At 58.3% G+C, this 13,496-nt stretch carries 8 protein-coding genes; 5 read left to right on the forward strand and 3 right to left on the reverse strand.

Annotation, left to right across the window (positions count from 1 at the left end):
• Positions 1-39: 39 nt before the first annotated feature.
• The 4 genes from NJF35_RS06535 (at position 40) to NJF35_RS06550 (ending at position 9,919) form a co-directional block, all read left to right on the forward strand.
• Positions 40-3,759 carry an RHS repeat domain-containing protein gene (locus tag NJF35_RS06535; protein ID WP_253080444.1) on the forward strand — a complete coding sequence of 1,240 codons (3,720 nt, stop codon included), beginning with the start codon at positions 40-42 and terminating at the stop codon, positions 3,757-3,759.
• 289 nt (positions 3,760-4,048) lie between these two features.
• Positions 4,049-6,052, forward strand: a complete 2,004-nt coding sequence (locus tag NJF35_RS06540; protein ID WP_225787079.1) for a hypothetical protein — start codon at positions 4,049-4,051, stop codon at positions 6,050-6,052.
• Positions 6,053-6,212: 160 nt separating this feature from the next.
• Positions 6,213-8,402, forward strand: a complete 2,190-nt coding sequence (locus NJF35_RS06545) for an autotransporter outer membrane beta-barrel domain-containing protein (protein ID WP_225787078.1) — start codon at positions 6,213-6,215, stop codon at positions 8,400-8,402.
• Between the two features lie 56 nt (positions 8,403-8,458).
• Positions 8,459-9,919, forward strand: a complete 1,461-nt coding sequence (locus NJF35_RS06550) for a hypothetical protein (RefSeq protein ID WP_225787077.1) — start codon at positions 8,459-8,461, stop codon at positions 9,917-9,919.
• Between the two features lie 6 nt (positions 9,920-9,925).
• Here NJF35_RS06550 and NJF35_RS06555 read toward each other — a convergent pair whose 3' ends face one another.
• The 3 genes from NJF35_RS06555 to NJF35_RS06565 form a co-directional block, all read right to left on the reverse strand.
• The gene (locus tag NJF35_RS06555; protein ID WP_225787076.1) at positions 9,926-10,666 is read right to left on the reverse strand and encodes a molecular chaperone; all 741 of its coding nucleotides are present in this window, start codon (positions 10,664-10,666) and stop codon (positions 9,926-9,928) included.
• 68 nt (positions 10,667-10,734) lie between these two features.
• Complete coding sequence (locus NJF35_RS06560) at positions 10,735-11,274, reverse strand: fimbrial protein (RefSeq protein ID WP_225787075.1); 540 nt, start codon at positions 11,272-11,274, stop codon at positions 10,735-10,737.
• Positions 11,275-11,455: 181 nt separating this feature from the next.
• A complete protein-coding gene (locus tag NJF35_RS06565) occupies positions 11,456-11,866 on the reverse strand; it encodes a PA2817 family protein (protein WP_225787074.1) in 411 nt (136 codons plus the stop codon).
• Positions 11,867-12,010: 144 nt separating this feature from the next.
• Here NJF35_RS06565 and NJF35_RS06570 point away from each other — a divergent pair, with 144 nt between their 5' ends.
• The gene (locus tag NJF35_RS06570) at positions 12,011-13,486 is read left to right on the forward strand and encodes a hypothetical protein (RefSeq protein WP_253090862.1); all 1,476 of its coding nucleotides are present in this window, start codon (positions 12,011-12,013) and stop codon (positions 13,484-13,486) included.
• Positions 13,487-13,496 lie beyond the last annotated feature (10 nt).

The following is a 13,496-nucleotide window of genomic DNA, read 5'->3' on the forward strand; positions in this document are numbered from 1 at the left end:
CCGTTGGGGGCGACGTCATGGCCTTTGAGAGTGAGCACGATGACGACTCAATCGCTGGTGCATTCAAACGCGTTCAATTTCATGAGTTTCGTTCAAGGCAGCGTCGATCCGCGCACAGGCCAATACAGCCTGGCCATCGAACTGCCCGAACTGACCGCCAATCAGCTCAATGGGCCGAGCTTGCCGTTGCGCTTGGGCTTCAACCCGATGAACACCCACGATTCCGGTTTTGGCACAGGTTGGAGCCTTAACCTCAGCCAATACGCCGTGGCATCCGGCCTTCTCAGCCTGCACAGTGGCGAGCGTTTCCTGGTTTACGACAATGGTCCTGGCCAGCCGCCAGTGATTCCTGAACGCAAGATCGAGAGTTTTCACTTCGAGAACGTCACCACAGGGCAAACGCAGCGATTTCGTGTGGCGCACAAGTCGGGACTGGTGGAGCTGCTCGAGCCGCAGGCGCCGGACTACACCCTGGCCCTTCCGGTGCGTGTGCTGGCGCCGACTGGGCACGGTATTACCTTGGCCTACCGGCCGCACAACGGTGTGCCTTGCCTGGAGACTGTCATCGACGACTGCGCCCGCGTGTTGCTCCGGCTGGACTATTCCAGCGGTGCCTGGGTGGACCTCGATATCAACCCCGATACAGTGGCCTTTGCACGTTATCGACTGGAGCGCGATGGAGATGACCTGGGTAGGGTCGTGCTTCCCGATAAGGCCAGCTGGACGTTCACTTACCGCACACTGGGCGAAGTCCGCTGCCTGACCCGGCTGCAAACGCCTCTGGCGGGCGTCGAAGAGATCGAATACGAAGAGCGTGGGCACCACCTGCCAGGTGATGAAGGCAGAACCCTGCCTTGGGTCAAGCAGCATGTGATCAAGCCAGGCGCTGGACAACCCGACATGCTGACGTGCTACTGCTTCAGCGAGGAGAACTTTCTGGGCTACGGCTCGGGCATCGGTTGGATCGACGATGGCCTGGACAATCTCTATCGGTTCACGGGGGCCGACTATTTCTACTCGTCCGTCGCCAGCCATTACCAGCACGGCGAAGTGGCAAGAACGGTCGCGTGCACCTTCAACCGTTTCCATCTGATGACCGAGCAGGTCATTACCGAGCAGGGGTGCGTCGAAGCGAAGACCATCAAGTATGGGGAACTCGCGAATATGCGCTTCGAAGACCAGCCGGCCAACTTTCAGTTGCCTTGCCTCACGATCACCTCCTGGCGCCGAGGCAATGACCGGCGCGACGAAGAGGTCAACACCACGTATGACCACTACGGCAACCTGATCTGGCAACAGCAGGCCAACGGCGTGCAAACCCACTCCAGCTACCTGCCGGCCGAGCAAGATCCGGAGGGCTTCGTCCGCCATCTCGACACTCAGGAGGTGATCCCAACGACCGGTGAGGGAATGGCCGAGGCCTTGCGCAGCGTGTACAGCTACATCGAACTGCCATCGCTGGCGCAGGATGGGAAAGGCACCTTGCTGCTCGAGACCGAGAAGCTGGTGCGTGTGCGTGACGATGCCGTCTTGCAGCTCACCGAGACCCAGTACCATGCGACGGTCGGCGACCCGCTGCGCTACGGCCGGCCCCGGCAGCAGGTGCTCGTGCTCGATGGCAAACGCACCTGTAGCGATTACGCCTACGCGCTGGCCTCGTTGGACGGTCATCCTGTGGTGCAAACCGAGCAGACCATCACCGGTTTCGATCACGGCGCGCCATTGACGCTGCGCGAAACGCTACACACCAAGGCTGGTACCGTGCGCCATGCACGGAAGGTCAATACGTTGCAGCATTCGGTGCTGATCGGCGAGCCCATGCTCAATTATGACGATAACGAGGTGCAGATCGCCTACGTGTACGACGTGCTGCGCCGCGTTACCCAAGAGACGGTCGCACCTGGCACTCCATACTGCGCTACGCGCAACTACAGCTACCACCTGTCCGCCAATGGTGAGCCGGCCGTGCAGACACAAGTTGATGTCAAAGGCGTGACGACTTGGACCTACGTGGACGGGCTCAACCGTGTGGTCAGGCAAGAACGGCAGGACCCGGATTATGGACGAACCTCCGAGGCCAAGGAGGCGGCACGACTTTTCTACAAGGCGCTTTTTGACGAGCTAGGCAACTTGGTATGGGAGGCCGAGCATGATTGGCTTGAACTGGTCGATTTGCCATTGCTCACAAGCTACGAGTACGACGGTTGGCGGCAGCGGTGCTGCGAAGTCGGGCCCGATCGTGTGCGTAACCACGATGTTACCGACTTGACTGGTGCACCGGATTTCACCGGGCCGATTCGCAGGCAATGGCGAGAGTCGGCAGACCAGTCGTTGCGCAGCGGCATGACGATCACGCAGCTCAATCTTTTCGACCAGCCAGTATGGGTCGAGCGTGTAGATACCGAGCAACGACGTGTCAGCTTGCATCAGTACTTTTACGATGGGCTCGGGCGCAGGGCCCGGGAGGTCGATGGGCGTGGTGCGCAGACCTCGTTCCGCCATGATGAGTTCGGCAGGCTTACCGATCACACCCTGGCCGATGACTCGGTGGTACACAGAGTCTATGCCTCTCACAGTACCGAAGACTTGCCTGTTTCGATCGAGGTGGTCGATGGCAGCGACCAGACCAGGTACCTGCTGGGTACCCAGGCGTTCGATGGCCTGGGCCGTCTGATCGGCTCGGTGACGGGAGGGCGTGAACGTACGCAGCTCTACGCGCCAGGGCAGCGCCAGCCCGAGGCAGTCATCACTCCAGCGGGCGTGTGCATCACATATGAATACCTCCCGCAACTGGGTGAAGAACCCTTGCGCCGCATCTTGACGACGTCTGGTGTTGAAGCGAACTACCAGTACGACAAGGAAAATGCCCGCTTGTTGTGGTGCGAGGAAAACGACGAGTCGCTGAGCCGGGAGTACTTCAGTACCGGGGAACTGAAGCTGGAAAGGCGTGAACGTCCCGGGGAGGCCCCCTTTGAGATGAAGTACGTGTACAGCCTGCAAGGGCGTCTGCTCAGTTATACCGATGTGCTGGAGCATACCCAGTCTTATCGCTACAACGCGTATGGCCAGCTCGAGCAGACGTGCCTTGAAAATATCGTGAGCACGTTCACCTATGACGGCTTGGGCCGTATGGACAGCATTCTGACTGAAACCCAAGATCCGGATGGGCAGCCTCGGTATCTCAAGACCGCTCTGGCTTATGACGATTTCGATCGCGAAAGCAGCCGAACTTTCGATCTTGGTGATTCGGTGCAAGTACTCAAGCAGTGCTACGACGCGGTCGATGCCATCAAGACCAAGACCTTGAAGAGTGGCGAGCAGTTGCTGCGCGAAGAAACCTATGGCTATGACCCTCGGGGCCGGTTGGAGGAGTACGATTGCGAGGGGGAGGATGAATACGTGCCAGTCGATTCCTATGGCAAGAAGATCCAGGCCCAAGTCTTCACCTTCGATGCCCTGGACAACATCATCCGGGTTCGCACGTTGTTCGAAGGGGGCAGGATCGATGCAAGGTATCGCTTCGAGAACGAGCAGGATCCGGCGCAGTTGACCGGAATCGAGATCACTGGGCTTGAGGACGTGCCGCGTGTCATTGCCCTGACGTATGACCCAGACGGTAATCTGACGTGCGACGAGCAGGGCCGGACCCTGGTATATGACGCGCTGGGGCGGTTGGAGCGCGTTCAGGCACCCGCGCAGGGCATTGACGCGTTGTATGGATATGATCCGTTGGATCGTTTGGTGACGCAGAGCAACTGAGCCTTTCATAGTCTTACGGGCGAGCCCCAATACTGGCTAGCAAGGGGGGCCTTGCAATCCAGGGGCGGCTTTGCAGCCCAGGCAAGCCCGTTCCTACAGGGCCTCTGCAATCAACGAGTCATGTGTCGATTTATAAGAAGCTGGCTTGCCCCGAGCACGTTTGGCGTGCATATCGAAAACGTGTCGACCTGATAAAAATGCCAGTTGTCATCGTGTATCGGAATGCGTTGAATGAAGTCGCGTGAGCGGAGGTGGTAACTCTTAATCTGTGTCTCCCAGGGAGGTGGATGTGAATAGCTCCGACGCCAAAATCGATGCGGCTGACAATGTACGACGGGCGTTTAGGCTTCGCCGTGCCGAGATATTGAGGGCCGACCCGCTAGATCCACTTATCGTCGATCCAGACTATTTTGCCGACCCTTCCGATAGGACAGTGAAGAGTGTGCTTTTGCGCTCGGATGGCGCTGGCTTATTCGTCCAGGTACCCCAATGGTTCGTGACCGATGAAGATCTCCTGCGGATAGAGCACTCGCGTGATGGCGTCGGATTTACCTCTATTCATGAGGAGCGTATCCGCTTCTTTGATGACCCCATTAGTTTCCCATATCCCGTCAAACTCGACTTGACGCTCGATGCTTTGCAGCCAGAAGGGGTACACTATTTCAGAAGTTACATCATGTCGGATAATTTTGAAGAGAAGTATTCCGACCCTATCACGCTGCGCTTCGATCGTGTTCCCCCTTATAACAGGGATGTGCCTAACAAGTTCGCGGGTATTCCGGTGGTCACAGATGACAGCCTCGCGGCAGGTAACGACAAGGTTCTTTTGACATTACCCGCTTACCCCGACTGGGAAGCAGGTGACAAAGTCCGTTGGTACTGGTTGAACGAGATACCCACAGACGTTGAAAACATCGAAGAGGTCGGCACCCTTGCAACCACGGGCCAGGCTCAGCAACTCGAAGTGCCCGGCGACTATGTACGCAAGGTCAACGACGGCGGCGTCTATGCCGTGTATGTATTGTTCGACAAGGCCGGCAACATCAGCCAAATCTCCGACTACCTCGCTGTCGATGTGGCGCTCGGTACCTTGCCAACGGTGTTCGATCCGCCGGAGGTACCATTGGCCACGGCGGCGGATGGTTTTCTCATCGATCAGGCCGATGCCTTGGAGGGCGTTGAGGTATGGGTGCCGTTGTTCGATGACCACAAGCCCACAGACACGGTGAAAGTGATCTGGAAGGCTGCGCACTTGAAGCCGCAGCCTGTCGGGTCTACGCCTGAATCCATGATCAGGTTCCCGGTGGACAGCCGCGAAATCCTGTTGACCGAATACGATGATTCATCGGTGCCGGACGTCACGCTGGTTCGTTATGAGGTGTATCGGGGTACTCATTTGTTGGGTGGGAACGAGACGCAGGTCAATGTCGACTTCGAATCGATCGACCCCGGCTGGCCAGGCCCAGATTGGCCGGACCCTGAGCATGCGGGCCTGAACCCTGTGCGGGTAGCAGGAAAGGGAGGGACAAGCGGCGAGAACGAACTCGACATCAACGACACAGGCAAGGCCGCCGATATCACGATCGAACTGCATGACTTTGCACTGGAGGATGATGTGCTGACGCTTTCCTGGGGCGACCAGGAGGGTGCTGCGCGCTACACCGTGAGCGACTCTGACGTGCCAGGGGAAGACGTTACGTTCGAAGTGCCCTGGGCGGTGATCGAGGCAGGAGGGAACAATCCTGCGCTGCCGGTGAGTTATTGGGTCAGCCGGCCCGATGTGCACAATCCGCTGAAGTCGCGTGATACGCCTGTCTTGGTGAACGCCATCAAGATCGTTGCACAGGCGCCTGGATTCCTGGATGCCAATGCGGCAGGCCAGTTGAATTGCAGCACGATCAGGGCCAGTTTGCCGCACGCCGATGGTGGCGCGGTGCAAGTGACGGTGCCTGACCTGACGCAATACACCCAGTACGGAGCAATCACTGAATTCGTTCTTACCTGGTGGGCCGTGAAAGGAGGAAATGAAGATCAAGGTGAGGATGAAGTACCTGGTGTAAGGGAGTCGTTCCCGGTGCCCTTGGGCGCTGACTACCCTCTGGAAGGCTTTACGTGGCGGGTACCTTACTTGAAGCATGTTGCGCCTACATTCGACCCTGATGATCCACTTTTTTACAGAGCCCGCGCGCGGGTGGTCTACAGCTTTAAGGCAGGAACGGAAGACATTGCTTCCGAGCGCGGCGAAATCGTATTGGCCATGTATGAGCCCAGCGGCGCATGCGATTTGACTTGACTGTGCGTCGTTGTGGTACGCGCAGTAAATTGTGGTTTTTTCGCGTAGGAATGTAGGTTTTTTCTTACATGCTTGGCAGAAAAAGCCATGTAGTCTCGTCAGGAAATTCAGGGACGATCCGAACCTGATTTCAATCATTCATGTTGGCGAGCATATATCGATGAACAAACACTCTGCACGCTTCGGCGGCGCGGGTCGGCACGTTTTTGCCTTCGCGTTCGCGCCATTGTACCTGGTCAGTCAAGTGGCATTGGCACTGACCACTATCGTGGAGGACCAAGTCATAGATGGGACAGTGCCATTGGACAGTTATCAAGTCCTTGCCGGTGCCACGTTGACGGCCAATGGTGCCCAGGCGCAGGAGATCCAACTGCGCGCTGGATCGGCGCTGGAATTCAACGGTGGCGGTATCACTGCGACGGGCGACGCGCTGGTGGTCGGAAGCGACTCGGTAGCGAGCCTCAAGGGCACCCAGATCGTCAGTCAGGGCCGCGGTATTGTCGCGGCGCGTAGCGGTGACATCGGTTCCACGGTCAATGTGACGGATAGCACGATCGTCGGTGAGCGCGGTGGTGCGGCGTTGGCCAGCAACTCGCAGCTTCATGTCAGCGGTAGCCTGCTACGTGGCACAGGTGCCGCAAGTGCCGGTTTGCGTATGTTCAATGGGCGGTTCGAGGCGATGGACAGCCAGGTGGTGGGAGCCCAGGAAGGTATCTTGGTGTCGGGCGACACTTCGCTGGATGGTCAGGCCCAGATCGACCTGCAGGGCACGGTTGTCGATGGCTTGGACGGGGCCGCGATCGTCGTCGCCGGTGGCGGCACGGTGCCGGCTTCGGCGCGGATCACTGTCGGCAATGGCTCGCAACTCTCAGGCAGCAATGGCAACGTGCTCGAGGTACGCGACCGCTCGACGGCCGACATGACGGTCGATAATTCGCACCTGGTGGGTAACGTAACGGTAGAGGATGGCTCCAGCGCAACATTGACGCTTGCCAACCAGGCCAGCCTCACCGGCCAACTGGAGGGTGTTTCGCGGTTGAGCATCAGCGACCAGTCGCGCTGGGTCATGGTCAGCGATGCCTCTGTTGGTGACCTGGCACTCAAGGACGGCGCTGTGCAGTTCGGTGGCCCAGGCGCATTCCATCGATTGACCGTGGAAAACCTTTCAGGTAACGGGACCTTCGTCATGGATGCCGATTTTTCGACGGGGCAGAGCGACTTTCTGGAGGTTACCGGCCAGGCGAGCGGCAGCCATGGCTTGCTGATCGGCAGCGCTGGCAAAGATCCCGAAGAAGAGAATCAGCTGCATATGGTGCACACCGCTGGCGGCGATGCATCGTTCTCGCTGGTCAATGGTCCGGTTGATCTGGGTGCTTTTTCCTATGAGCTGGTCCAACGTGGGAACGACTGGTACCTGGACGGTTCGCGCAAAATCATCAGCCCTGGTACGCGTTCAGTGTTGGCCATGTTCAACGCTACCCCCACGGTATGGTACGGCGAACTGACCTCGTTGCGTGGCCGAATGGGCGAGCTTCGCTTGGATGAAGGCAAGGCCGGTGCCTGGGTCCGGGCATACGGTAACAAATATGACGTCGCGGCCAGTTCCGGTGTCGCTTACAAGCAGGTGCAACATGGGATGTCCTTTGGTGCGGACGTCCCCCTGCCGATCGGCGACGGGCAATGGCTGGTCGGCGCGTTGGCGGGCTACAGCCGCTCGGACCTGGATCTGAGCCAAGGTACTTCCGGCGAAATCGACAGCTACTACGTGGGGTTGTACACGACGTGGCTGGATAAACAGAGCGGTTACTATTTCGATGGTGTGCTCAAGCTGAACCGTTTTGAAAACGATGCCAAGGTAGCATTGAGCGACGGCCAGAAGGCCAAGGGTGACTACAGCAACTATGGCGTTGGCGCGTCGGCCGAATTCGGTCGCCATATCGCCTTGCAAAACGATTACTTCGTAGAACCTTATACCCAATGGTCGATGGCGCAGTTTCAAGGTCGGGACTACGAGCTCGACAACGGTCTACAGGCCAAGGGCGAGACGGCCCGGTCTCTGTTGGGTAAGGTAGGCGCTACCTTGGGCCGCAACATCGACCTGGGGGCGGGGCGAATCATTCAACCGTACTTGCGCGCCGCCTATGCATACGAGTTCATCGATGACAATGAGGTCAAGGTCAATACCCATCGCTTCGATAACGACCTGTCAGGCTCGCGTGGCGAACTCGGTGTGGGTGTGGCTGTATCGATGGTGGAGCGCTTGCAACTGCATGCTGATTTCGACTACAGCCGTGGCGAACATATTGACCAGCCGTGGGGGGTGAACCTGGGGCTGCGCTACAGCTGGTGAACAACGCTGAAGAGGAAGACGCCGAGTCTTCCTTTTTTTTTGGGGAGAGGTCGACGATGCGCCAGTCCGATGAAAGCCTGCTCTTGCTCAAACCGGTGATTGTTCCTGATCTGCTGGAGGATATTCCGGGAGGTGAGCCTAACTTGTTGCCCGTCAGGGCTGTGCGAAGGCCGCTTCTGGTCAGCGTTCCCAAGTGGCTGATATCCGACCCCAGTGAAGAGGAACCAGAAACCCTGGAGTTGCAGTGGGATGGCCAGTTTCTCGACTCCAGGTGTTGGACCGTTCCGGTGCGTGAAGAAGACCTGGATTTCGAGGTGCCGGTGGAGAAACTGGTCGAGGGGCGGCATAGCTTGACGTACCGGGTGACACTGGGCAACGAAGGGACGGAAGCGTCCGAGCCGCTTACGCTGTACATCGACAAGACAGCACCTGCGCTAGGCGGCCAACGTGGTCGACTCGAAATCGTCGAGGATGCCGAGCAGATCGAGAGGGACGGGCTGACCGCTCGTTATCTGGAGCGTCACCAAGACCGTTTACGTACCCGGGTCCCCGATTACGAAACCCCCATGCCGGGCGACATCATCACGTGGTACTGGGGAGCGAGCGCTGATGATTCGGAACGCGTCGACAGTAGAACCCTGAACGTCGATGACATCGCGCAGCCCTTGTTCATCGACTTTCAAGGCCAGATGATTCGTGAGCGTCAAGACGGCCAACGTTATGCCTACTACGAGATAGAGGATCGCGCGGGCAATCTGAGCGCGCAGGCTCGTTCGTTGGAGATGGGGGTGAACGCTCAGCCAATACCACGCGACCTGGGCTGGGTGGAAATTCCCCAGGCAACCGGCGCAGGGCCAGACCTTACGTTGTCGATGAATGCATTCGTCGAGCCTTTATTGGTAGAAATCCCTGAGACAGCACGGTTGTTTCCGGACGAGACGGTGACGGTGACGTGGGGCGATCCTGGCGATTATGGTTATTTCTCCACAGCCGAGCCGCAGCCTGGAACCGAGCGGCATTTTCTCATCCCGGTGAAGAGCCTCCTGGCCTACAGTCGGCAAACGGTGGTTGTCGGCTACCACGTGTTTGATGGGGTGGAGACCTTCCCCTCTGCTGCGCGTAATCTTGCTGTAAGCCCATTGTCGGAGCACTTGCCCCAAGTGCAGTTGCAAGGGGCCGATGGTAATGGTTTCAGTCTCGGGCCGGCGCCAGCGCTGGTACCTGTCAGGTTGGGGATCTGGTCATGGATGGCCGTTGGCCAGCAGGTCAGGATCACCATCACTGGCGTCCTGCAAAGTGGTGGTGATGCACAGCCTTACCCTGTGCTCGAAGCGCATGTCGTCACACCGGGCGAGGTCAGCCAGGGTATCGGGATGAACGATAGCGTGACAGTTCCCAAGACGTATCTGGCGCAACTGCGCCGTAACCACACCTTCACGCTGCATGTGGGGGTGAGTTTCGACGCGGGCAAGACATGGGTCGACTTCCCCACCTATAGCCCGATGCTGAAGGCATGAGACGCATCAGGATCGGCTCACGGGGCTGATCACTTTGGGAGTGATACCACCATAGTCATTGACGGTGGTGAACTCGACCTTCAGTCCATCCTGGACCGACAACGTATGGAGTGGATAGGTTTGACGGCCCAAGGGGAGCGCCATGTGCCTGGATTCGATTTTCTCGCTCGCTTGGGGGCCGGTGACGGTGAGTTGGTTGAAGGTGAAGTGAAAAGGGGAGGGGTTGTCCACCACCAGATGCGCCTTGCCCTCTATCGACTGCACTGACCAGGCCAGCTCCGCCAGCCGATCTTGCGGGCGACCTTTGAGCTGGCTTGGGCGGTAGAAGACCTTGATACGGGTGCGCATGGCGATGGTCAAGGCGTTGCCTGGTTCGGCATCCGACTGGGGAATCTCCTGCAGATTGAAGAAAAACAATGACTCGCGATCTTGCGGCAGGTCATTGGGCAGACGGTTGATCTGCACGGTCTGCTCGCTGCCCGGATCGATACGGAACAAGGCTGGCGACGCGATCAACGGGACAGCGGTGGTGTTGTCGTCGGTGCTGGTGTTGACCCAGGCTTGCGCGGCATAAGTGCGCTGACTGGGGTTGGCGACGATCAAGGACGTACTGTGCTTGTCGCTGGGCTGGATAAGGCGGGTTGCGCTGATGGTCAGGGCTGCTTGGGCGTCGAGCGGCGAGAGCAGGCCCAGGCAGGCTGCCACCGCTACTGGCAACTGGCAACCGCGCAGGATCTTGCGAAACATGGAAGAATCTCGTGGTGGGCGGGTAACGGAATGCTCCAGGCTGGTTCGAGACTGCCTGGAGCAACGTATTACTTGATGTCGACCAGGAAGGTCACATCAGCGGCAGCATAACCTGGGGTGACGGTTGCGTTGGTAGCCTGGTACATGGCGTAGAACAGCATGTCAGTGGGCTTGGTATCGTCGAGCGCGTAGCCTGCCGACTCCGCATCGGGCGCCAGGTTGGTCCTGCTCTTGTCTTGAATGGCCAGTGCCAGCCCCTCGGCACCGCCTGGTCGCAGTGCATAGAGATCGGTGCCGCTGGGGCCGTGGAGGGGCGAGAAGGTCACGTAACCTTGCTCACCTGGGTTGATGGTGCAACCGGCTCCCGGTGTGACACGCAGGGCGAATGGAATATGCGGGGTTCGCTTGCCAACGCTGTCGAAATAACTGGGGTGAAAGTTACCAATCACCACGCGGGGGAGAATGGTGCCGCCGCTGCCGGGCTCGACGATTTCGATGGGGCAGGTGCCCCCCGGTGTGACCGTGCCGTGAAAATTGATGTTGCCTGTATTGGCCACTGCGGCGCTGCTTGCTAAGCCCAAGGCGAGGGCTGCCAAAGTCTTTTTCATATCCATAGATCCTGAAGGTGAAAAACGATGCTCAAACATGGACGCGCATGTTCGGCTCGCAGGATAGGTGGGATGGCTCTACAAAAATGTAAGGCTCTTCACCCGAGGGGCGTGGAAATATGGACGGTTACTCTGCAGCCCGTTAAGGCTCAGGCGCTCGAGCGTGACGCACGAGGGCACCTCAGTGCCGGCCGTCACCGTCTGGCAGGCTGAGCCGTTGCTTTTGCTGGTGCCAGTCGAACGCTTCGCCTTTCTGCTCTGCCTCGTACCGGAGTTCTTCCAGTCGCTGATACAGGTCCAGTTCTTCGTCAGGCATGAAATGCAGGCAATCCCCGCCGAAGAACCACAGCAGGTCACGGGGGACCAGATGGGCAATCTGCGGGTAGCGCTGGATCACCTGGCAGATCAGGTCCTGGCCGAGGTACTGGCTTTCGAGCGGGTCCTTGGGAAGCACGGCAAGCAGTTCATCGAAGCGCTCCAGGAACAGCGTGTGGCTTTCTTCAGGCACCTGCTCGGCGTCGCCGAGTGCTACCAGGATGGTGCGCAGATGATGCAGCAACTGCAGGTGGTAGGCTTGGTAGTCGGTCGCCATGAAAAAGTCCTCGAGGAAATTGAGTGGGACGGGATTATAGAGGTCGGTGCATCACCGGCCAGCCAGATTTTTCGTACCTGACAATTCTGCCAGTTTCGAGCCGAGGGGAAAGGTGTTCCACTTGGACGAAAGAGGAGAGTTGCGATGAAAATCATGGAGCTCGAGCCTTCGCCGGTGTTTTTCCTGATTGATCGGGACACGACCAATCGCCAGTGGAGGCTGCATGCCGACAAAGCAACTGCAAAAAGCGAGAGGGTCTATTTTGACCGCATCACCGGCCCGGTCAGTAGGAAAATCAGGCTGGTGTGGCTGGGTTACCCATCGCTTCTCTATACCGATAAGCATATTGAAGTGAGCAAGCACCTGCTGAGTGACTTGGAGATGACCCTGACCCACGAAGCAGGCACAAGTCATGGTTGGGTCAGTGACATAAGCCAGACATGGCCCGGTGACGATAAGACCCTGTCGATCAAGGCCTTGCTGGGGGACAGTCGGTTACGCTACAGGACCTTGGACCTGGGGGCGCTGCGCCTGGAGTGGTCGAGCCCGGCCGAGTACACCTTTAATGGTAGCGATGCGGATCTTGCGTTTTTCAGAGGCTATTTCGAACGTCGGGGGCAAACGCTGTTGTATCGCCTTACGCCACCGTTGAACCCGCTCATGCATGATATATCGGTGCATTTCGAAAACGCTGGTAAGTTTTCGCCCTGGCTTTGGCTGTTCGGCGAGGACACGCGCGCTTTTGCAGCAGCACCGCCATCAGCAGAGATCGCCAGTGATTACAATGTGATCATTATTTCATCGTTGATGTACCCCGAGGTTTATAAAGATCTGCCGCCGAGCGATAGTCAATGGATCGCTTCGCTTTTGGCTCCGCCGTCATCGTTCGAATTCGAGGGCGGTGTCTTTGAAGCCAGCCTCTACAGTTACTGGGCATTCTATGCGGCTGGTACGGCGGCAACGCCACGATCGTCCGACGATGAGATAGCCGGTTTGACGAACACAATGGCCATCACGCCTCTGGTCCGCGCGATTGGCAGTTTCGATGCCAAGCAGGAACTTGTGCTTGAGCCTGCCGGTGAAGCCACCTTTGCTTTCGAAGGTGCCCATCTGGGGACGATGGGGCGTGAAAACGGTAGGCAGTACTACTTCCCGCCAGCGGCGCTGCAACCAGCCGCCGAACTGGAGCCTGACAACAAGACCGACCGCCCTGCCGCGCTGTCGGCGACGGTCCGGGAGCCTGTGACGGTGGATGTGATCAAGGCCAGCCGAGGTGAGAGCATTGCCTTCTCAACATTCATTTCCCGTTATGCGCCCCAGACGCATTTTTTCAAGGCCAAGGTGTCAGCAGGCAAACTGTCGCTGTCGCTATGGTACGTGAGCGCTGAATCCGATGAGCAAGTACAAGTTCCAGTCGACGAGCTCGAGTGGAAGATCGTTTCGGGCAATGGAAAGATCTCTCGGGCGGGCGTGTTCACGCCCGCCGCTGTCTTGCCCACTGCTTTCACTGCCGTGTGGGCGCGCGACCTGAGTGACACCCGGTTCATGTATTGGGCGTTCACGATCATTCCCGTCCCGTTGTTCTCAGCGGAGAAAGTGAGCGAGCTGTTCAATGAATGACCGCTCGCTG

The sequence above is a fragment of the Pseudomonas guariconensis genome (genome assembly GCF_024127895.1).
Taxonomy (GTDB): Bacteria; Pseudomonadota; Gammaproteobacteria; order Pseudomonadales; family Pseudomonadaceae; genus Aquipseudomonas; species Aquipseudomonas guariconensis_B.